The sequence below is a fragment of the Chitinophaga japonensis genome, from assembly GCF_007830125.1.
In the GTDB taxonomy this organism is placed as follows: Bacteria; Bacteroidota; Bacteroidia; order Chitinophagales; family Chitinophagaceae; genus Chitinophaga; species Chitinophaga japonensis.
The window spans coordinates 383,927-405,303 of record NZ_VLLG01000003.1 but is presented as its reverse complement, the minus strand read 5'-3'; the positions used below and the strand labels follow the sequence as shown (position 1 = coordinate 405,303).

Below are 21,377 nucleotides of genomic sequence, written 5' to 3'. Positions count from 1 at the left end.
GACGCGGAGATCATCCACGTCTTTTTTTTATTACGTTACTTCTTACTTAATTAGTCGGCGTTCACTTTGCCTTTCACCTTGGCCACCACTTCTGCAGAAACGTTGGCGGGCGCCGGCGCATAGTGAGAGAACTCCATGATGGAGGTAGCACGGCCGGAGGACAGGGAGCGCAACTGGGTTACATAACCGAACATTTCGCTCAGCGGCACCTTGGCCTTGATCACCTGGGCGCCTGCCCTTGATTCCATACCTTCCAGCATACCACGGCGGCGGTTCAGGTCACCGGTTACATCACCCATGTACTGGTCAGGAGTGGTCACTTCCACTTTCATGATAGGCTCCAGCAGTACGGGCTTGGCTTTACGGGCTGCTTCACGGAAAGCGGACTTTGCGCACAGCTCGAAGGACATGGCGTCGGAGTCCACTGCGTGGAAGGAACCGTCAAACAAACGTATTTTCAGATGGTCCAGCGGGTAGTTGGCCAGCACGCCATTGTTCATGGACTGCTCAAAGCCTTTCTGTACCGCGGGGATGAATTCCTTCGGAATAGCACCACCAAAGATATCGTTAACGAACTGGAAGTTCTTGCCATCGTTCTCTTTCAGCCATTCTGCATCTGCAGGACCGATCTCTACCTGGATGTCGGCGAATTTACCACGGCCACCAGTCTGTTTCTTATACACTTCGCGGTGCTCAACAGTAGTGGTCAGGGCTTCTTTATAAGCTACCTGCGGCGCACCCTGGTTCACTTCCACCTTGAACTCGCGTTTCATACGGTCTACGATGATCTCCAGGTGCAGCTCGCCCATCCCGCTCAGTACGGTCTGGCCGGTATCTTCATCTGTTTTCACTTTCAGGGTCGGATCTTCTTCCACCAGCTTGGCGATAGCCATACCCATTTTGTCCACATCGGCCTGGGTCTTGGGCTCCACAGCTACAGAGATCACCGGGTCGGGGAAGGTCATGGCTTCCAGTACGATGGGATGTTTCTCATCGCAAAGGGTATCCCCGGTTTTGATATCTTTAAAACCAACGGCAGCGCCGATATCGCCCGCTTCAATGGCGTCGATGGGGTTCTGCTTGTTGGCGTGCATCTGCATGATACGGCTGATACGCTCGTTCTTGCCGGTGCGGGTATTCAGCACATAGGAACCTGCTTCCAGGCGGCCGGAATAGGCGCGGAAGAAAGCCAGGCGGCCTACGAACGGGTCGGTAGCGATCTTGAACGCCAGGGCGGCAAAAGGCTCTTTTGCATCGGGGTGGCGCTCCAGCTCTTCACCGGTGTCGGGATTGGTGCCTTTTACAGACTCAATATCCATCGGGGAAGGCAGGTAACGGCAAACGGCATCCAGCATTTTCTGTACGCCCTTGTTCTTGAAGGAGGAACCACACATCATCGGGATGATGGCGATATCGATCGTAGCCTTACGAATGGCTTCGTGAATTTCTGCTTCGGAAATGGAGTTGGGATCGTCGAAGAATTTCTCCATCAACTGGTCGTCGTACTCAGCCACGGCTTCCACGAGCTTGCCTCTCCATTCTTCTGCTTCGGCTTTCATATCCTCGGGGATCTCGATCTCCTGGTAGGTAGCGCCTTTGCTTTCCTCGTCCCAGATGATGCCTTTCATGGTGATCAGGTCTACCACGCCTTTAAAGGTATCTTCAGCGCCGATGGGCAGTACCAGGGGCACAGGGTTGGCGCCCAGCATTTCCTTCACCTGTTTTACCACGTTCAGGAAGTCGGCACCGGAGCGGTCCATTTTATTTACGAAACCGATACGGGGTACGCGGTAGCGGTTAGCCTGGCGCCATACGGTCTCAGACTGGGGCTCTACGCCGGATACGGCGCAGAACAGCGCTACCAGGCCGTCCAGCACGCGCAGGGAGCGCTCTACTTCCACGGTAAAGTCCACGTGGCCCGGGGTATCGATGATGTTAAATTTATATTGCTTGGTATCGGGAGTGGTCTGGCCCTGCAGCGTGGGGAAGTTCCAGAAACAGGTGGTAGCAGCAGATGTGATGGTAATACCTCTTTCCTGCTCTTGTGCCATCCAGTCCATGGTGGCAGCCCCTTCGTGCACCTCACCAATTTTGTGGGTTTTACCTGTATAGTACAGGATACGCTCTGTGGTCGTGGTCTTACCCGCATCAATGTGGGCCGCAATACCAAAGTTCCTTTGAAATCTTAAGTCTGCCATAATATTAGAAATGACTGTATAATGAATGCAATTTGGGGGGCAAAGGTAATCCTTTTTTGACAATAAATAAAACGGGGAAATATTGTCAAAATGTTATTTCGCCCGCCAGACAAATATCATCCGGTTACAGATTATAGGCTTCCCCCATAAGTAAACCTGTCAGCACCAGATACCGAATGCTTTCTACCGGCTACCACCTTAATGGGACCGAACAGTAAGTGACGGTTGTCTGCAACCGGTTTTTATACAACTTTTGTTCCGTGTTTCCCCGAAATGTTGTGTCAGCCGGATACAAGTGGAGAGCCTTCGCCGCACAACATCGTGCAGGACCTGTAACATTCTGTTTTTCAGCACTTTCAAGTTCATAACCTGGCGCCCGCCGGCCTGAATGGCCCAGAGGGGGGTGGCAGGGTATTGCCTCTCCGGTAATCAACGCGTATCACATCATAATAAACTAATACCTACATGAAACAAATGTACTCCTTGCTATTGCCTGCATTGCTATCGGGGCTGCTCTGGCACCTGCCGGCCAGGGGCCAACTGGCGCTGCAACGGCAGGTTACCGCCAGCAGCGGCGGCAGCGGCCTTATTGGCAACATACTGATCCAGTATACCATCGGCGAGCCGGTGGTGGCCACCTTTTCGGCAGGCAACAGTATGCTCACCCAGGGATTCCAGCAGCCGGAGCTGCCTCCCCTGCCGCCGGGCAAAGATCCCATCATCAATTACATCCTGTACCCCAACCCCGCCTCCACCACGGTGAAAGTACAGTTTGAGCTGCTGACGCCGGGCGCCGTGCTGTTCCGGCTGGTCAACAGCGCCGGACAGCAGATGTTCCAGCAGTTCCGGCATTATGGCCCGGGACAGGTGATCATCCCCATACCGGTAAACCGCTTTGCGGCCGGCATTTACACCGTGATGCTGAACATCAATGGAAAGGTATTCTTTGAGAAACTGATCATCCAATAAATCGTGCAATATGCAATACCGCTTTACCTTATTACCCGCCTGCCTGCTGCTGGCCGCCGCCCTGCCGCTGTCGGCCCAGAAAGGGCAGGAAAAGCCGGTGAACCCAGGCGCTTCCTTCCTGCTGGTCAATCCTGACGCGCGCAGCGGCGCTGTTGGGGATGCCATTACCGGCCTGGCGCCGGACGCCAATGACCTGTTCGGCAACGCGGCAAAGATCGTGTTTGCCGGCGACTGGGGCGTGAGCGCCTCTTATTCCCCCTGGATGTGGGAGATCAATGATCACAAAACACATATGGGCTACCTCGCCGCCTTCAAAAACTTCAGTGACAAGGAAGGGGCGGGCCTGTCCGTAAAATATTTTGATCATGGCGACATCACCTTCCGGGACGAGAACGGCATGATGCTGCAGCAATATCATGCCATTGAATACGCCATAGACGCGGCCTACGCCCGGAAGCTGGGCCGGCACCTGTCGCTGGCCGTATCCCTGCGCTACATCCGCAGCCAGTTAGGGCAGGGCACCTACAACGGCCTGCAGCAAAAGCCTGCTTCCGCCGTTGCCGGCGATGTGGGGCTGTACTACCAGAACCAGGCAGACAACCTGGACTATGGCAACCGCTACTGCTGGGGCATCAGCTTTACCAACATCGGCTCCAAGCTGCAGTATACCGATGACAACAACCGCCGGACCTTCCTCCCCATGAACCTCCGCATTGGCGGCGGCTACACTTTTGTGCATACGGACGATCACCAGTTTACCATACTGGCGGACATCAACAAACTGCTGGTGCCCACGCCTCCCATTTACCAACTGGACGCCAACGGGCAGCCTACAGGCGTGATCGAGAAGGGAAAAGACCCGGACCGGGGCGTGGCGGCAGCCATTTTTTCCTCCTTTACGGATGCTCCCGGCGGCTTTTCAGAAGAGCTGCGGGAGTTTACGGTGGCAGGCGGGCTGGAATACGCCTACCGGCAGCAGTTCTTTGTGCGCACCGGCTACTTCCATGAGCACCCCAACAAGGGCTACCGGCAGCACTTCAGCGCCGGCCTGGGCGTGCGCATAAATTCCCTGGGATTTGATGCTGCTTACCTTATGCCCACTTCCGGCATCTGGCAGCGCAATTCCTTCAAATGCTCGCTGGTGTATACCAGGAGCAGATAAAATAATTGCTAAACCATTTCAAATCAAGAGTATATGCAAAATTTCATGATCAAGGCCCTGCCCCTGCTGGCAATACTGCTTACCGTACTGACTTGTGGCAGCGCCAGCGCACAGAAAACAAGGGATCAACTCTTCCCTACTTTTCAAAAGGATCTTTCCACCCTGCAGCAAAAGGAAACGGCCCCCGACCCGCGTAAAACCGCCGCCTCTACCCGGGAGCTGATCTTTACCAACTACCAGCGGCCAGCCGGCAGCAGCGTTCAGCGCCGTGCTGCCATTACGCCTGCCGGCGCAAACAAGCCATTGCCTTCCGATATGCCTGTAACGGAGGCCGCCCAAAAATTAGCGCCGAAACCTAAAAGCACCAAGGCCCCGATTCAACCACAACAATAAAAATCATGCACATGCGAAAACTATATATACTCACCACCTTGTTGCTGATGGCCGCTGCCGGCGGCCTGCAGGCACAATCCGGCCTCAATGGCATTAACTACCAGGCCGTAGCCCGTAATGCCAACGGCGCTACGCTGGGCAACCAGTCGCTTTCCGTACGCATCTCCATCCTGGGCGGGGCCGCCAATGGCCCGGTACAGTACCAGGAAACACATGACGTGACGACCAACCAGTTGGGGCTGTTTACCCTGCAGATAGGCAACGGCGCCCCGGTAAGCGGCACCTTTGCGGCCGTACCCTGGGCCAACGCGGACCAATACCTGAAAGTGGAAGTAGCTGCCGGTGGCGGCAGCTTTGAGACCCTGGGCACTACCCAACTGAAAAGCGTGCCCTTTGCCTTATATGCCGCCAATGGCAATCCTGGCCCGCAAGGGCCGGCCGGACCGGCTGGCCCCGCAGGAGCCACCGGACCAGCAGGACCTGCCGGACCACAGGGACCTGAAGGACCTGCCGGCGACCAGGGCATACCTGGTCCGCAAGGTTTGCCCGGCCCCGTTGGCGCAGCCGGCCCTGCGGGACCGCAGGGGGCTGAAGGGCCTGCAGGCCCCCAGGGAGCGACCGGACCGGTTGGACCAGCAGGACCTGCCGGGCCAATTGGGCCCGCGGGACCAGCCGGACCTGCAGGACCAGCCGGTCCGCAAGGCCCTCCGGGAGATATCAATAGCTCCCCGGCCGGTGGAGATCTAAGCGGTAATTATCCTAACCCTACCGTAGCGCAGCTTCAGAACATCCCGGTGTCAACTACAGACCCGGTTGCCGGCCAGGTATTAAAATTCGATGGCGTAAACTGGACGCCCGGTGCAGATAACACCGGCGGCGGCGGCGGTGGTTTTACCCTGCCCTATGCCGCCGTAGAGAATAATGCCGCCACGCTCTTCAGCATCACCAATAATGGCGACGGCACCTCGCTTGAAGGGGTGAACAATACTGCTACCAGCAACATCGCCGCCATCCGCGGTATCGTTTCCTCTGCTTCCCCAGGCGGCTTCTCTGCCGGTGTGAGAGGGATCAATAACGGCACCGGCGGCCTGGGCGTAGGCGTATGGGGATCCCAGGAAGGCAGCGGCTGGGGCGTATACGGCGTTACCCCCAACGGGCTGGGCGTATACGGCAACGCCAGCGGGGGCGGCTTTGGCGTATATGCCAACAGCAATACCGGCACCGGCCTTACCGCTACCAGTAATAATGGCATCCCGGCCAACATGGCTATCTACAACAACGCCAATAACAATACAGTACTGGAAGCCAACACTGTGGGCAACGGCACCGTGATCAACGTTACCACCAGCGGCAATGGCGCGGGCGTACGGAGCAGCACCGGCTCCGGTTTCAGTGTACATGGTATTACCACCCAGCAGGTATCCGCCGGCATCGTAGGCGATAACAACGGCGGCGGCGAAGCCGTAGTAGGCCGCGCCAACAGCGATATTGCCGGCGCGGTAGTGGGCCGCAACGACGGGGGCGGCTACGGTGTGCGCGGGTTTGTTTCCGGCAACAACAGCGGTACCAGCATAGGCGTTCTCGGCCAGGTAGGGCTGAACAATGGTACCGGCCGGGCCGGCCGCTTTGTCAACCTGAATGCCACCAACACGACCGGTAACACCCTGGAAGTAGAGACCAACGGCAACGGCAATATCCCGGACAACACCCAGGGCAATGCCGCTTCCTTCCTGGTGAACAACACCAACAGCGTGGCAGCAGCGGTACGGGGCGAGGTAAAGACTATCTTCGGCAACTTCGGCGCTGCCGGCCTGTTTGGCATATCTTCCGGCACCGGCGGCCTTGCCGGCCTGTTCCACGCCTCCAATGTCAATGGCAACGGCGCTGCGCTGGTAGCGATTACAGACGGCAATGGCAATGCCATTACCGCTAACGCCGGCAAGAATGGTAACGGGATAGAAACCAACATCGACGGGGCCGGCAATGCCCTCTACGCCTGGGTGCCCACCTTTGCTACGGGCCGGGCCGGGCGCTTTAATATCTTTAATGAAAACAACCAAAGCGATGTGATCACTGTCACTACCGTGGGCAACGGGATTGCCGGCAACTTCAAAGTAGACAGGGTGACCGGCACGAAGGCAGCCGTAAGGGGCGAAGTGAATTCCCAGTTCTCCAATTTCGGCACTGCCGGTATTTACGGCGTATCCTCCGGCACCGGGGGCTTTGCCGGCCTGTTCCATGCCTCCAACCCGGCTGGCAACGGTCCCGCCCTTATTGCCATAGCGGAAGGTAACGGCAACGGTATTACCGCCAATGCCAACAATGCCGGTGATGGCGTGGAAACGACCGCAGACGGCACCGGTAGCGCGCTTTATGCCTGGACCCCCAATTTCAGCACAGGCAGGGCCGCCCGCATGGTGAACTTCAACACGTCCAATACCAACCCGGTACTGACGGTTGAGCAGCACAGCAACGGCAGTATCGCCGTATTTAAATCAGGTAATCCCGGCACGGTGAACGTTGCCCGGATCAACTCCGCCGGCCGCGGCTTCTTTAACGGCGGCACGCAGAACAGCGGGGCCGACGTAGCGGAAGTCTTTGACGTGACCGGCCCCCTGCAGGATTACGAGCCCGGCGATGTGCTGGTGATATCCACCACTACGGACCGTACCGTGGAAAGGTCTGCCACCCCCTACTCCACCCTGGTGGCCGGCGTATATGCCACCAGGCCCGGGGTGCTGCTCACAGAAGAGCACATAGACGCGGATATTTCCGACAAAGTACCCATGGGCGTGATCGGGGTGATCCCCACCAAGGTATGCGGCGAGAACGGGCCTATCCAAAGGGGCGACCTGCTGGTGACCAGCAGCCTGGCCGGCCATGCCATGAAGGCAGACCCGGACAAGGTAAGGCCCGGGCAGGTGATCGGCAAGGCGCTGGAAACCTTTAACGGGCAGGGTACCGGTAAAATAAGGGTGCTGGTAAGCGTGAAGTAAATAAAAAGTAAAAGACTAAAAATAAAAACCCGGGGCGCGGTGCAGCCCCGGGTTTTTTATACTGTGGGCGGGATGGCCCTATCTATAAAACCAAAAGCAGAAAGCCGGCAGGTATATCCTGCTGGCTTTCTGCTTTTATCTTTACGCTTTGAGCGTTGCGTTTATACCCGGAAGTGAGAGAATGCCTTGTTGGCTTCTGCCATACGGTGGGTGTCTTCTTTCTTCTTGAAAGCGGCACCTTCGCCTTTGCTGGCAGCTACGATCTCGTTCGCCAGTTTCTCCGCCATGCTCTTACCATTCCTTTCACCGGCGTAACGTACCAGCCACTTGATGCTCAGGGACACTTTCCTGTCAGCACGTACTTCTGAAGGGATCTGGAAGGTAGCACCACCAATACGGCGGCTCCGTACTTCTACAGCAGGCGTTACATTGTTCAGCGCCTTTTTCCACACCTCGTAACCGTTCTCACCGGTTATCTGGCTCACCCTGTCTATCGCATCGTAGAATATCCGGTAGGCAATGCTTTTCTTTCCCTGCTCCATTACGTTATTCACGAAACGGGTCACCAGCTTGTCATTAAACCGGGGATCGGGCGCCAACGGCAGTTTTTTAGCAGCTTGCTTTCTCATTTATCTGAAAAAATTACTTTCGTTAATGTTTATTTCTTGGCCTTTTCCTTCTTAGTTCCGTATTTGGAACGGCTCTGCTTCCTGTCCTTCACACCAGCGGTATCCAGGGAGCCGCGCACGATGTGGTAACGCACACCCGGCAGGTCTTTTACCCTACCGCCACGAATCAACACGATAGAGTGCTCCTGCAGGTTATGTCCCTCACCGGGGATATATGCGATCACCTCTATTTTATTGGTCAGCTTCACCTTTGCTACCTTACGCAGGGCAGAGTTAGGCTTTTTAGGCGTGGTGGTGTACACACGGGTACATACGCCACGACGCTGGGGGCAGCTATCTAATGCCCTGGACTTGGATTTAGCCCGGATAATTTCTCTTCCTTTTCTTACTAATTGTTGTATAGTAGGCATTCTTTACCTAGTTTTTGCTGTCGGTTTATAATGACATCCCAGCATCCGGTACAGGATTTTGGGACGGCAAAGGTAACATGGTTTATATTAAATTCCAAATTCCACATCCCAAATTCCAAACAAATTGCCGATAAACCGCCTAACTACGGGTAACTGTCCCGCGTTATTGGCGTCCGCCTCCATTTTGGGATTTGGATTTTGGAATTTGGAATTTCCCTTTTTTACAGCAACGCTGCAGCGATCTGCTCCCACTCCTCTTCCAGAGGGCTGAAAGGCATGCTTTTGCCGGCCCGGGCGTACCAGTAAGCGGCATTGGAGCGGTCGCCCTCCTTGCGGTGCAGGTAGGCATGGATCCAGGAGCCGGTGCTGCTGGTAATGTCCTGGGCGATATCATGGGCCTGGTCCCACTGGCCTTTGCCATCCCACCAGAGGGCCTGCAGGGGAGCAGACAGTTCCTGCGGGGGAGCAGGCTGATCCAGGGAAGCGATAAAAGCGGTTAACGTCATACAGGGGACTAAAATAATGCTTTTCAGCCGGAAAAAGAACAGGCCGTTCCACTAAGAAACAGCCTGTGATCATAACACAACTAAAACTAATTATTTAATCTATATGATAGTTCCAGCCCCTGGTATCGGCTTCTTTGCCGGTACGGATCGCATCCAGGCGGCGGATCACTTCTGCGCCCGTTTCGTAACGGCTTGTGTCCAGCCGGATATCGTGCTCCCCGTAGGTCAACTGCTCTACATAGGCCACGCTGGCCGCAGTACCGGTACCGAATACCTCGCGCAGGGTACCTGCTTTCCAGGCGGCCACCACCTCGTCAATAGACACCGGCCGCTCTTCCACCGTCAGCCCCAGGTCTTCCAGCAGCGCCATTACGCTGGAGCGTGTAACCCCCGCAAGAATGGTGCCTTGTGTAAGGTCCGGCGTGATGGCTTTATTACCGATGATCACGAATACGTTCATCGTACCGCATTCCTGCAGGTACTTGTGCTCCACGCCGTCTACCCACAGTATCTGGTCGTACCCCTGCTTGCGGGCCTCCATGGTGGGGTACATCGCTCCACCGTAGTTGCCGGCAGCCTTGGCGTAACCGATGCCGCCCGGGAAGGCGCGGAAGTACTTATCCTGTACCAGCAGCCTGATGGGCTTGTTAAAATAAGCGCCTGCCGGGGAATTGATCACCACGAACTTGTAGGTCTCGGAGGGGCGTACGCCTATAAACTCGTCTGCCGCGATCATAAAGGGGCGCAGGTACAGGGAGCTTCCTTCACTGGCAGGTATCCAGTCGCGGTCCAGCCCCACCAGCATACCAAGGCCCCCTACAAACAGCCATTCCGGCACGGGCGGCATCGCCATTCTTTCCGCGGAAAGATTGAAGCGCTCAAAATTAGCATGGGGACGGAAGATCATAGGACGGCCTTCCTGGTCCTTGTAAGCCTTTATGCCTTCAAAAATAGACTGTCCATAATGCCAGGCCGCATTTGCCGGGCTGACAGACAGTTTCTGGAAAGGCAGAATTTCTGCATTACGCCATTCCTTACCGTCAAAGTCAGCCACCAGCATATGGTCCGCGTAGTACTTGCCAAATACCAGGTCATTGAAATCCACGTCCTTAATATGACGCTGCGTGGTTTTAGTTACCCGGATCCGCTTACGCGCTTCTTCCATTGCTGTCGCATTTACGTCTTTATAATCTACTGTCATCATGGTTAATCGGTTTTATCTCGATATTTTTACATTTTTATACAAATAAACTGATTTTTCCCCAGCCGGGGGCTATCACATTGGTATTTAAAACAATATTTATGTCTTTTGAGCAATTGCGGCTGGACCCGTACCTGTTGGCCAAGATATACACCCAGCCTGTCATTCCGGGGAAAAGCGCCCCTGTTGCAACGGGGCAGCCAGCCGTGCCGGCAGCCAAATATTTAGGAGAAAATCAAAAAAACATAGCCCTCTTCATACAAAACGAAAATGAGGCGTACTTAAACGACGATTTATTTAACCTCCTTACCAATATATTGAATGCCTGTAAACTGGGTATGCAGGATGTGGCCCTGGTCAATACGGCACAGGCCCCCGGCCTGCCTTTCCCGGTGTGGCAGCAGGCCATCAATATGCGGCAATGTGTGGTGTTCGGCATTACGCCGGCAGCGCTGGGCCTGGAGCCCCTGCCTGCTTACCAGGTACATGCCGCAGGCGGCGTGCAACTATTATTCTCGGACCCGCTGGAGCGCATTGCGGCAGATAAGGTGCTGAAAGGAAGGCTCTGGAACGGATTAAAACAATTATTCTTATAAACCGCTATGCAACTCGTATTTGCTACCAACAACGAAAACAAGGTAAAGGAGATCCGCTCCCTGCTCGGCAACATTTTTGACATCATTACCCTGCAGGAGGCCGGTATAGATATAGACATCCCGGAGCCGCATGATACCCTGGAGGCGAATGCCCGGGAAAAATCATCCACTATTTATAATATGACGGGACAGTCCTGCTTCTCTGAAGATACCGGCCTGGAAGTGGCCGCCCTCAACGGGGCGCCGGGTGTATTGTCCGCCCGCTATGCCGGCGAACAGAAATCGGCGGACGACAACATCGCCAGGTTGCTGGGGGAGCTGAACAATAAAACCGACCGCTCCGCGCGTTTCAGAACGGTGATCTCCCTGATCATCAACGGGGAGGAGCGCCAGTTCGAGGGCATCTGCCAGGGGCACATCCTGCCTGCGAAGCAGGGCAGCCGCGGGTTTGGATACGATCCCGTATTTATACCGGAGGGCGCCACCCGCAGCTTTGCGGAAATGGACCTGGCGGAAAAGAACCGGTACAGCCACCGGGCCAGGGCATTTGCCGGGCTGGCGGCGTACCTGGGAAAAATAAAGGATGAAAAGTAAAAACACTATCGGATCATTATAATTCAGACTAACAATGGCACGGATCAAATTAACATTACCTGGAACATTCGGGTTCAAGACCAGGATACCTGTGCGCATACAGGATCTTAATTACGGCAGGCACGTAGGCAACGACGCGATATTATCTATTATACACGAGGCCCGTATCCAGTACCTGGCCTCCCAGGAGCTGAAAGAAGTGAACGACGACGGTACCGGCCTGATCATGGCCGACGTGGCGGTTATCTATAAAGGAGAAGGCTTTTACGGCGATATCTTTGAAGTTGAAGTAGCAGCAGCAGAATATACCGCCACCGGTTTTGACCTGTACTACCGCATCACCGCCCTGCGCGACGACGCCACCGTCCTGATCGCGGAGGCCAAAACCGGTATGGTATGCTTTGACTATGAACAGCATAAGGTAACCCGCCTGCCGGACACCTGGAAAGCACAACTGGTTTAAGGAGTACAACACAAGCACAAAAAATGGATCAACACTTAGCAAAGATCATTACCAACAGGAGAACGGTGAAGCCCGCCGGCATGAACGGCCAAAAGATCCCCGACGAAACCATTCAGCAACTGCTGGCCCTGGCCGACTGGGCTCCCACCCACGGCTATACGGAGCCCTGGTATTTTATAGTATACAGCGGCGATAAGGTAAAGCAGTTCTGCGCCGACCATGCAGAGCTGTACAAGGCACACACGCCCGCGGACCGGTTCATCCCCGGCAACTACGAGAAGCTGCAGCAGCAGGGCGACCTGGCCTCCCATGTGATCGCCATCTGCATGAAACGCGGCGACAACCCGAAGATACCGGAGATAGAAGAGATTGCAGCCGTGTCCTGCGCCGTGCAGAACATGTGGCTGGGCGCTACCGCCCTGCAACTGGCCGCCTACTGGGGCTCCGGCGGCATGACCTACACCATGGCCATGCAGGCCTACCTGGGCCTGCGTGAGCAGGACAAAGTGCTGGGCTTCTTTTACCTCGGCTATGCAGACGGCGATCTGCCGGAAGGCAGAAGGATCAAGCCGCTGGTGGAAAAGGTGAAGTGGATGTAAGGGTCAGAAAAGGTCCGGGTAATCGGTGATCACGCCATCCACGCCTAGTGCTTTCAATTGGGCTATCTCGTCAGCGGTATTAGGCGTCCAGGGTATCAGCTTAATGCCCTTTTCCTTGCATTGCTGCACCAACTGCGGCGTTACCAGCTTATAATGCGGGCTGTATACAAAAGGCGTAAAGCCCAGGGCGGCAATGTGCTCCCCCAGCCCGGCCTTTTTATCACTTGTCAGGAAAGAAGTTTTGATGTCCGGGTATTTTCTATGCAATACCTGCAGGGTCCTTTTATCAAAGGACTGCACCACCACGCGGTCTGTAATGCCCTTTTCCTGCAGCACGGCCACCAGCAGGTCGGTGAATGTTTCCGGGGCCGGCTGCCATTCCCCGTCATGCCCTTCCACGGATTTTGTCTCTATGTTATACCAGACGGGCGCCAACTGCTTTTGCCGGGTGTATTGCTCCACGGAATCTACCAGCTCCGCCAGCAAAGGCTTATAGGCCTTCATGCGCTGCTGCCGCGGAAAGCCGGGATGCCCTTTGGAGCCTACGTCAAACCGGCGTATCTGGTCGTAATCCATTTTATACAGGATATACTGTTCCTGCTCCTGTGCGGTAAGCGGCTTCCCCTCCGGCGTAAGAGTAAAGAGAGGGTTCATGTAGGCATCGTGCGAGAGCACTACCTGGTTGTCGCGGGAGATCACCACATCCATTTCCAGGGTGTTCACACCCAGGTCAATGGCCTTTTTCATGGCCGGCACGGTGTTCTCCGGCATCAGGCCGCGGCAGCCGCGGTGGCCTTCCTTGTCAAAAACGGGAAAAGTGTCCTGGGCTTCCATCTTCAGCATGGTTAATAGTAATACGCCCAACAATACAGGTAGCTTTAGCATGGGTTCAGTATCAATTAAAGGAACAAGATACGCCAACTATGATTAAATTGCTCCCATATTCATACCGTAGTCATGCGTTCTCCTATCTTTCAACCGCACCGCCATATCCTGCTGCTGGTATTCGTATTGTTTTCCCTGCCGGGCCTGGCCCAGTCCCGGCAAAGCCGCCAAAAGCAGCCGGTGGAAAAGGACAGTGCAGACATCAGCAAAGACCTGTCCAGGATGACCAGGGACACCAGCAGGGTAAAGGTGTCCGATACCGCCACGGCGATCATCATTAACCGCCTGGAAGGCTACACCCTGATGCTGAACCAGATAGGCAGCACGCTGAAACGGGGCTTTGACACCTCCCGCATCAAGGAAAAACTGCCCCTGATAGATTCTTCCCTGCATGTAATAAAAGGCAACATCGCCGCCCTGGGCAGCACGCCCAATGTGCATGACCTGTATACGAACAAAGTAATGCTGGTGCAACTGAAACGCATCCTTACCCTGTGGCAGAACGACCTGTTCCGGTATTACGACAAGCTGGTGCAGATCAACGATACGCTGCAGCAGGTGCGGAAAGACACCAGCATGCGCGCCGTGCCGGCGGAAGACGAGCTCCGCGCCTTCTACGTCAGCCAGCTCACGAGCCTGATCATCAAGTTCCGGGAAGTGAGCAAGGTCAATAAAACGGCGCTGCTGCGCATGGGGCTTATCCAGAACGAGGTGGCCATGCGTTACATTGCCGTTACCAACCTGCTGGAGGATACGGAATTCCAACTGGATAACTTCAGCCAGCGCATGTTCCGCAAGGACTATACGTATTTATGGCAACCTAAAAAGCAGGAGAATGAGCCCGGCTTTTTTACCGTGCTGCAAAATTCAGTGGCCAAGAACCTGCGGGTGCTGATCATCTTCTTTTCCGTACAATGGCCCGTGCTGGTGATATGGGTGATCCTGGGCGGGCTGTTTGCCTTCTGGGCCGGCAACAATATCCGCCGGGTGCGGCAGCACCACCCCGCTACGGAGGCAGAGGCCATCCTGCAGCATTCCCGCCTGCTGTACCGCTTTCCCCTGGCGGGCCTGCTGGTGTTCATCTTTACATTATCCGGCCTGCTGTCTGTTCAATATCCTATCCTGTACCTGGAGCTGAACTGGGTAGTGACGATCACCGCGCTCAGCGCCATCATTTATCATTTCATTCCCCGGCACCTGTTCCGGCACTGGCTGCTGCTGGTGGCGCTGTTGCTCCTCTACTTCCTGAACAACCTGACCATACAAGCCACCAATGCGGAGCAATGGGGGCTTTTCATAGCGGCGGCGCTTTCCATTGCACTGGGCATCCGGCTGCGGCGCATTGTACAGCGCAGCACCCTTTCATTGCCCAAACAAACGCCCCGGGTGATCGGCCTCTTCATCGTCATGAGCGCATTTTCCCTGCTGCTGGCGCTCAGCGGGCGCATTATGGCCGCCAAGATCATCGGCGCCACGGCCGCTATCAGCCTTACCATGGCGGTAAACCTCGTGATCTTCGTGGAGCTGCTGATGGAAGCCGTTTACCTGCAGGTGGAGGCCAACAAAAACTCCAGTACCTTTATTTCCTTCATTGATTTCCAGCATGTGCAGTCGCGGTTGAAGGTGTTCCTGTACCTGTTTGCCACCGTTGCCTGGCTGATGCTGATAGCCCGCAACCTGTACGTGTACGATAATATTTATGAGACTGTGATCAGCTTCCTGGAAACAGAACGGACGATCGGCAATACCAGCTTCACCTTCAGCAGCGTGATCATCTTCCTGCTGGTGATCTGGGTGTCTACCGTGGCAGCCCAGATGATCGCCTTTATGTTTGGCGATACGGGCCACCCGGCGCCGGCCGGCAAAAAGAACAAGCTGGGCTCCGCCATGCTGCTGGTGCGCCTGGCCGTGCTGGCCCTGGGCATCCTGGTGGCCTTTGCCGCTTCCGGCATCCCCATGGACAAGCTGGCCATCGTGATCGGCGCTTTGGGCGTGGGCATTGGCTTTGGCTTGCAGAATATTGTGAACAACCTGGTATCCGGCGTAATACTGGCCTTTGAAAAGCCCATTGAAGTCGGCGATGTGATTGAAATGGGCACCCGTTCCGGCGTGGTCAAGGAAATAGGCATCCGCTCCAGCAAGATATCCGCCTACGACGGTTCCGAAGTGATCGTCCCCAACGGCGACCTGATATCGCAACAACTGATCAACTGGACGCTGAGCAACCGTACCCGCCGCGTGGAGCTGATCATCGGCGTGGACTATGGATCGGATATAAAACAGGTGACGGAGATACTGCAACAGGCCGTAAAAGGGCGGGAAGGCATTATGGACAACCCGGAGCCGGTGGTGTTCCTCTTCCAGTTTGGCGACAACTCCATCAACTTCCGCATTTTCTTCTGGCTGACAGACCTGGCGCTGCTCGGGCAACTGCAGCACGACGTGCTGGCCGCCGTGTATGAAAACCTGCAGAAAGCGGGCATCGGCATTCCTTTCCCGCAACGGGACCTGCATATCCGCTCGGTGGATCCCTCCATCCTGCAGCAATGGAAACCCGGAAAACCCGGCGGGGACAGCGCTGCACCGGCGGGGTGAAAATTTAATATTGGCTTTTACGTTACAACATCCCTAATTTTGTAACGTAATCATGATACCTATGTTCAAAGCCCTCCTGTTGCTGATATTATCCAGTGCCACCTGCGTGCATGCGCAGTTGCTGAAAGACCCGGAAGAGGCGTTCCTGAAGGCACAGCAATCCGGGAAGGAGGTGCTGCTTATCTTCTCCGGATCGGATTGGTGCATTCCCTGTATACAGTTCAATAATAAAATACTCGCTGATACCGCTTTCCAGCATTTTGCGCAGGATAAGCTGGTATTGCTGGAAGCGGATTTTCCCCAGCGCAGGCGTATTCCTGCATCATTGAGATCGCAATATGAGTCGCTGGCCGCGGAGTTTAACCCCGAAGGCGCCTTTCCCCGGATCGTGCTGCTTACCCCGGGAAAAAAGCTGTTGGCACAGGTGCCTTTTATACAGCAATCGCCCCCGGACTTTATTGCGGAAGTGCAGCAAATGCTAAAATAAATGCCGATGCCGGTCAAAAGCAAGGTACAGCAGCGGTTGATGGGCTCCGATTTTGAGCTGATAGTGGTAGCAGACAACGAAGCGGCCTCCCGGCAACGCTTATACGAAGGCGTTGCGGAAATACAACGCATTGAACAACTGCTTACAGCATTCAACGACACTTCACAAACGGCTCTTTTGAATAAACAGGCAGGCACCCAGCCCGTAACAGTAGATGCAGAAGTATACGCGCTGATAAGCCGCTGCATCCGCCTGTCCGCCCTTACACAGGGCGCTTTTGACATTACGGCCGGCGCGCTGAAAGCGCTGTACAATTTCCGGCAGGGCAGCTTTACCATGCCGGACGCCGCTACCCTGTCGCAAACCCTGAAGCGGGTAGGCTACCGCCATATTGCCCTGCAGCCCGGCAACCGGGTATTCCTGCAACGCAAAGGCATGCGGATAGGATTTGGCGCAGTGGGCAAGGGCTATGCGGCAGACCGGGTAAAGGCCCTGTGGACCGCCGCCGGCATTACCAGCGGCGTGATCAACGCCAGCGGGGACCTGTGCGCCTGGGGGCGGCAGCCGGACGGCACTCCCTGGAAAGTAGGCATTGCAGACCCGGATCACGCGGACCGCGTGCTGTTCTGGCTGCCGGTGGAGAACGCCGCGGTAGCCACTTCGGGTAATTACGAGCAGTACTTTGAGCGCAACGGCGTGCGGTACTCTCACAACATTGACCCCGTAAGCGGGCAGCCGGTGCCTTACATCAAAAGCGTGACCGTGGTAAGCCCCAGCGCAGAACTGTCGGACGCGCTGGCCACCGCCGTAACGGTAATGGGAAAGGATGCAGGCCTGTACCTGGTAGCGCAACTGCCGCAGGTGCATTGCCTGATCATTGACGGGCAGAACCGGGTTTTTCAATCGAAACACATCAACATCCATGCAAAAGCGTAACATCATCCGCCGGCTGCTGCCGGTGATCATAACGGTACTGGCCATACAGGGCTGTGCAACGGTAAAACCTTACCAGCGCGCCTGGTTGAATGATGACAGCATGCAACCCGGCAGGCTGCCGGCAGAAAAGTTTGAAGAGAACGCGCAAACCTACCGCGAAGGCGGCAGCGGCGGCGGTAATGGCAAAGCCAGCGGGGGATGCGGGTGTAACTGATCAGCAAATGAAGAAACAATATTTGGTACTGGGCCTGCTGGCCACGTCCCTGGCGGCGGCGGCGCAAAGAACAAAGGAACGGGCATACAAACAACAGCGCGTGTCCCGCACAGACGTGCAGGTGCTGTTTTCCTATTATACGCAAAACGGGGACCACTCCGCCGTGACCGGGGGCGAAGGCACGGAAACATTACAGGTATACGCACCGGATATCACGATTACGCATACACGCGATTCAGTTCATTCCTTCCACCTCAATGCGGGGGTGGATGTGATCAGCTCCGCCTCCACCGACAAAATAGATTACGTGGTGTCTTCCGCCTCCAAATGGGACGCCCGGACGCACCTGAACATCGGCTACAGCCGCCTGCTGAAACGCCCACACATCCGGGCCGGCCTGCAAACCGGCTTCTCCATTGAATCGGATTACTTTTCCGTGCCCGTAGGATTAACGGTATCGCATACCAACAGCAGCGGCAGCCGGGAGATCAGCGCGTCCCTGCAGGCCTATTTTGACGATCTGCGCTGGGGGCGCCTGGACCCGGACCTGCTGTACCCCGCGCAACTGATATACCCGGCAGAGCTGCGGTACAGGGAATGGTTTGACGAATACCGGCGCAACTCCTACAACCTGGACCTGGCGCTGTACCAGGTGATCAACGAGCGGATGCAACTGGCCGTTTTTCCCGGGCTGGTGTACCAGCGGGGCCTGCTATCCACTCCCTTTCACCGGGTATATTTTAATAATGACAGCCTGCAGGTGGAGCGGCTGCCCGGGGAACGCTGGAAAATACCGCTGGGCGTGCAGTTGAATACTTTTGTGGGCAGGCGGCTGATCATCCGCTCCTACTACCGTTTTTACCGGGATAATTTCGGCATCAGCGCGCATACCCTGCAAGTGGAAACGCCGGTAAAAGTCACGCCCCGGCTTACCCTGTCGCCCCTGGCGCGGTTCTATACGCAGCAGGCGGCGCGCTATTTCCGTCCCTACAAGGCGCACGATTTCCGGGAACAGTATTATACCTCGGATTACGACCTCTCCGCCTTTAACAGCTACAAGGCGGGCCTGGGCCTACGCTACGCATTCTACAAACCGTTCCTGGGCAATTATTCATTCAAAGCAATGGCGTTACGCTATGCGTTTTACAAGCGTTCAGACGGGCTGACAGCGCATATGCTCACCTTACTGCTGGAGGGCAGCCATATGCGCATGCACCGGGGAAAAAAGCGGTAGCTATTTCCGTTCCTCGTCCAGCCGGAAGGATACCTTACAGATCACGCCATACGTAGTGATCTTTCCATTCTTTACATGCGCCTTGATGTCCTTTACAAAAACGGAATCGATATTATGAATGGTGCGGGACGCTTCTGTAACGGCGTTCTGGATTGCGTCATCAATGCCCTTTTCGGAAGAAGCGATCAGCTCAATTACTTTTACGACAGACATATTGGAAAGTTTTTTCGGGTAAAAAAATGGAATTGACTCTGTGGTACAACAATCGGGGTACTAAAAGGTTGTGGTGCAAGATTCCAAATCCCAAATCCCAAAATCCAAATCCCAAATTAGCATACGTCTTTTAACTAAAAATAGCGCTGCTTTTACTTTTGGCACTATTTCCCGGTTTGGGATTTGGATTTTGGAATTTGGATTTTGGAATTTGGATTTTGGAATTTGGAATTTTTTAATTAAATTTACGTAACTACTTACGTAATTAATGTCAAATTTTATGGACTTCTATGACGAAATAGGCAAAATGGCGCTTGGCAGCCGGCTGCGCAGGCTAAGCGACCTGCTGACCGAAGAGGCGGCGCAGATATATGCGCTATACGGGGTAGACCTGCAGCCCAAGTGGTTCCCCGTATTTTATGTGCTCTCCCGCGGGGAAGAGCGGACCATTACAGAAATAGCCCAGGAAATAGGGCACAGCCATCCCTCCGTCAGCCAGATCGTAAGGGAGATGGCCCGGAAAGGCTACGTGAAGGAAAAGAAAGGGAAAAAGGACGGGCGGAAGAACTATGTGACCCTCTCCCCTGCCGGCGAGGCCGTACGCGCACGGATACAGGACCAGTACACGGATGTAGGCGCCGCAGTGGACAATGCCATGAAAAGCACCCAGTACGACCTGTGGAAGGCCCTGGCGGAATGGGAGTTCCTGCTGGAGCAGAAAAGCCTGCTGCGCCGGGTGCAGGAAGAGAAGAAGGAGCGGGAAAGCAAGGGCGTGCAGATCGTGGACTATGCGCCCAAACACGCCGCTGCTTTCAAGCAACTGAACGAGACCTGGATCAGCACCTACTTTAAGATGGAACCCGAGGATCTGAAAGCGCTGGACCATCCCAGGGAATACATCCTGAAAAAAGGCGGACATATCCTGATGGCCCTGTACGAAGGCCGGCCGCTGGGCACCTGCGCCCTCATCAAAATGGCCGATGGCGGCTTTGAGCTGGCCAAGATGGCCGTAGCACCGGAGGCACAGGGCAAAAGCATCGGCTGGCTGCTGGGACTGGCGGCCATAGAACGGGCCCGGGCATGCGGCGCCGGCCGCCTTTACCTGGAAAGCAACACCATCCTGAAACCGGCCATCAACCTGTATCACAAGCTGGGATTCCGGAAGATCACCGGACCGCCCTCCCCTTACGATAGATGCAATATCCAGATGGAATTGCAAATTTCTACTTGACTCTTACCTTACGTGATACCCTACCTTTGTGTGGACACTTTAATCAATGGTGACATGAAAGGGCATTATTCCGTTAAACAACTGGCCAGGCTGGCAGGTGTAAGTGTGCGCACGCTGCATCATTATGACCAACTGGGACTGCTGACACCCCGTATCCGTACCGGGGCCGGGTACCGGCTGTACGGGGAGGCGGAATTACTGCGCCTGCAGCAGATCCTGTTCTACAAGGAACTGGACTTCTCCCTGCAGGAAATAGGCGACATCCTGGACGATGCGGATTTTGACGTACTGCAGGCGCTGGAAAGCCACAAAGCTGCCCTGCAGCACCGCCGCCACCGGCTGGATGCCCTGCTGGCCACCATTGACAAGACTATTGCTTCACTAAAAGAAGGAAACACCATGTTAACAATCGAGGAATTATACGAAGGCTTCCCCAAAGACAAAGCCGAAACCTACCGGCAGGAAGCTATGGAAAAATACGGCGCCGATACCGTACAGGCCTCCGAACAGCAACTGCGCCGGCTCAGCCGGCAGGAGCTGGACCAACTGAAAGCGCAGGGCGAGGACCTCAACCGTCAACTGCGGGCAGCCATGCAGCAGGACCCTGCCAGCCCGGCCGTGCAGGCCCTGATAGCGGTCCACTACGCGCAGATCTGCACCTGGTGGGGGCACTCCAACACACCATGCGCACCGGCAGCGGCTTACCGGGGGCTGGCGCAACTGTACCTGAGCGATGAGCGCTATACCATGCAGCAAGGGCAGCCGGATCCTGCCTATGCGGCTTTCCTTAGCAAGGCGATGATCCACTATGCGGATACGCAACTGTAATAACAATACCCGGCAGGCAGGACCCCGATGGTCCTGCC

Annotated in this window: 22 protein-coding genes; 15 read left to right on the top strand and 7 right to left on the bottom strand. The window is 55.4% G+C overall.

The genetic code is table 11. From position 1 onward, the window contains the following. Positions 1-50 precede the first annotated feature (50 nt). Positions 51-2,198: an elongation factor G gene (fusA, locus tag LX66_RS10745; protein WP_211366173.1), complete on the bottom strand. Its 2,148-nt coding sequence runs from the start codon at positions 2,196-2,198 to the stop codon at positions 51-53. Positions 2,199-2,663: 465 nt separating this feature from the next. On the opposite strand from fusA, the gene LX66_RS10740 reads away from it, so the two are divergent. The 4 genes from LX66_RS10740 to LX66_RS10725 are packed head-to-tail and all read left to right on the top strand — an operon-like array spanning position 2,664 to position 7,718. Beyond that, positions 2,664-3,167, top strand: a complete 504-nt coding sequence (locus LX66_RS10740) for a T9SS type A sorting domain-containing protein (protein ID WP_145712966.1) — start codon at positions 2,664-2,666, stop codon at positions 3,165-3,167. A 10-nt stretch (positions 3,168-3,177) separates the two neighbouring features. After that, positions 3,178-4,329, top strand: coding sequence for a type IX secretion system outer membrane channel protein PorV (porV, locus tag LX66_RS10735; RefSeq protein ID WP_145712963.1), 1,152 nt, complete (start codon positions 3,178-3,180; stop codon positions 4,327-4,329). Between the two features lie 33 nt (positions 4,330-4,362). Further along, a complete protein-coding gene (locus tag LX66_RS10730) occupies positions 4,363-4,722 on the top strand; it encodes a hypothetical protein (protein ID WP_145712960.1) in 360 nt (119 codons plus the stop codon). Between the two features lie 11 nt (positions 4,723-4,733). After that, positions 4,734-7,718 carry a collagen-like triple helix repeat-containing protein gene (locus tag LX66_RS10725; protein WP_145712957.1) on the top strand — a complete coding sequence of 995 codons (2,985 nt, stop codon included), beginning with the start codon at positions 4,734-4,736 and terminating at the stop codon, positions 7,716-7,718. 161 nt (positions 7,719-7,879) lie between these two features. Here LX66_RS10725 and rpsG read toward each other — a convergent pair whose 3' ends face one another. The 4 genes from rpsG to LX66_RS10705 form a co-directional block, all read right to left on the bottom strand. After that, positions 7,880-8,347, bottom strand: coding sequence for a 30S ribosomal protein S7 (gene rpsG / locus LX66_RS10720; RefSeq protein ID WP_145712955.1), 468 nt, complete (start codon positions 8,345-8,347; stop codon positions 7,880-7,882). Between the two features lie 29 nt (positions 8,348-8,376). Next, positions 8,377-8,757 (bottom strand): 30S ribosomal protein S12, encoded by a 381-nt coding sequence (gene rpsL, locus LX66_RS10715; protein ID WP_089918361.1) that lies wholly within the window; start codon positions 8,755-8,757, stop codon positions 8,377-8,379. A 221-nt stretch (positions 8,758-8,978) separates the two neighbouring features. Next, entirely contained in the window at positions 8,979-9,263 is a 285-nt protein-coding gene (locus LX66_RS10710; RefSeq protein WP_145712952.1) for a hypothetical protein, read from the bottom strand. A 94-nt stretch (positions 9,264-9,357) separates the two neighbouring features. Further along, entirely contained in the window at positions 9,358-10,467 is a 1,110-nt protein-coding gene (locus tag LX66_RS10705) for a branched-chain amino acid aminotransferase (protein WP_244620367.1), read from the bottom strand. 98 nt (positions 10,468-10,565) lie between these two features. Here LX66_RS10705 and LX66_RS10700 point away from each other — a divergent pair, with 98 nt between their 5' ends. From LX66_RS10700 to LX66_RS10685, 4 genes are read left to right on the top strand one after another with little or no spacing between them, the layout of a single operon-like run. Continuing rightward, positions 10,566-11,060: a hypothetical protein gene (locus LX66_RS10700; protein WP_145712949.1), complete on the top strand. Its 495-nt coding sequence runs from the start codon at positions 10,566-10,568 to the stop codon at positions 11,058-11,060. A 6-nt stretch (positions 11,061-11,066) separates the two neighbouring features. Then, positions 11,067-11,654 (top strand): RdgB/HAM1 family non-canonical purine NTP pyrophosphatase, encoded by a 588-nt coding sequence (gene rdgB / locus LX66_RS10695; protein ID WP_145712946.1) that lies wholly within the window; start codon positions 11,067-11,069, stop codon positions 11,652-11,654. A gap of 34 nt (positions 11,655-11,688) precedes the next feature. Beyond that, positions 11,689-12,117: an acyl-CoA thioesterase gene (locus LX66_RS10690; RefSeq protein ID WP_145712943.1), complete on the top strand. Its 429-nt coding sequence runs from the start codon at positions 11,689-11,691 to the stop codon at positions 12,115-12,117. 23 nt (positions 12,118-12,140) lie between these two features. Next, on the top strand, positions 12,141-12,716 hold the full coding sequence (locus LX66_RS10685) for a nitroreductase family protein (protein ID WP_145712940.1): 576 nt from the start codon (positions 12,141-12,143) through the stop codon (positions 12,714-12,716). 3 nt (positions 12,717-12,719) lie between these two features. Here LX66_RS10685 and LX66_RS10680 read toward each other — a convergent pair whose 3' ends face one another. After that, positions 12,720-13,601: a glycerophosphodiester phosphodiesterase family protein gene (locus LX66_RS10680; protein ID WP_145712937.1), complete on the bottom strand. Its 882-nt coding sequence runs from the start codon at positions 13,599-13,601 to the stop codon at positions 12,720-12,722. 72 nt (positions 13,602-13,673) lie between these two features. Between LX66_RS10680 and LX66_RS10675 the strand changes: the two genes are divergently transcribed. From LX66_RS10675 to LX66_RS10655, 5 genes are all read left to right on the top strand, one after another. Continuing rightward, on the top strand, positions 13,674-16,196 hold the full coding sequence (locus tag LX66_RS10675) for a mechanosensitive ion channel family protein (protein WP_145712934.1): 2,523 nt from the start codon (positions 13,674-13,676) through the stop codon (positions 16,194-16,196). A gap of 61 nt (positions 16,197-16,257) precedes the next feature. Further along, positions 16,258-16,683, top strand: a complete 426-nt coding sequence (locus tag LX66_RS10670) for a thioredoxin family protein (protein ID WP_158642601.1) — start codon at positions 16,258-16,260, stop codon at positions 16,681-16,683. Positions 16,684-16,689: 6 nt separating this feature from the next. Then, positions 16,690-17,619 carry an FAD:protein FMN transferase gene (locus tag LX66_RS10665; RefSeq protein ID WP_145712928.1) on the top strand — a complete coding sequence of 310 codons (930 nt, stop codon included), beginning with the start codon at positions 16,690-16,692 and terminating at the stop codon, positions 17,617-17,619. Beyond that, a complete protein-coding gene (locus LX66_RS10660; protein WP_145712925.1) occupies positions 17,606-17,833 on the top strand; it encodes a DUF4266 domain-containing protein in 228 nt (75 codons plus the stop codon). The genes LX66_RS10665 and LX66_RS10660 overlap by 14 nt, the downstream gene beginning before the upstream one ends. 7 nt (positions 17,834-17,840) lie before the next feature. After that, a complete protein-coding gene (locus tag LX66_RS10655) occupies positions 17,841-19,067 on the top strand; it encodes a DUF3570 domain-containing protein (RefSeq protein WP_158642600.1) in 1,227 nt (408 codons plus the stop codon). Here the strand turns inward: LX66_RS10655 and LX66_RS10650 are convergent, their stop codons facing one another. Further along, positions 19,068-19,280 (bottom strand): dodecin family protein, encoded by a 213-nt coding sequence (locus tag LX66_RS10650; RefSeq protein WP_145712920.1) that lies wholly within the window; start codon positions 19,278-19,280, stop codon positions 19,068-19,070. A 280-nt stretch (positions 19,281-19,560) separates the two neighbouring features. Here LX66_RS10650 and LX66_RS10645 point away from each other — a divergent pair, with 280 nt between their 5' ends. Continuing rightward, positions 19,561-20,511 carry a bifunctional helix-turn-helix transcriptional regulator/GNAT family N-acetyltransferase gene (locus tag LX66_RS10645; protein ID WP_145712917.1) on the top strand — a complete coding sequence of 317 codons (951 nt, stop codon included), beginning with the start codon at positions 19,561-19,563 and terminating at the stop codon, positions 20,509-20,511. Positions 20,512-20,565: 54 nt separating this feature from the next. Then, positions 20,566-21,339 (top strand): MerR family transcriptional regulator, encoded by a 774-nt coding sequence (locus LX66_RS10640; RefSeq protein ID WP_145712915.1) that lies wholly within the window; start codon positions 20,566-20,568, stop codon positions 21,337-21,339. The last annotated feature ends 38 nt before the right edge of the window (positions 21,340-21,377 follow it).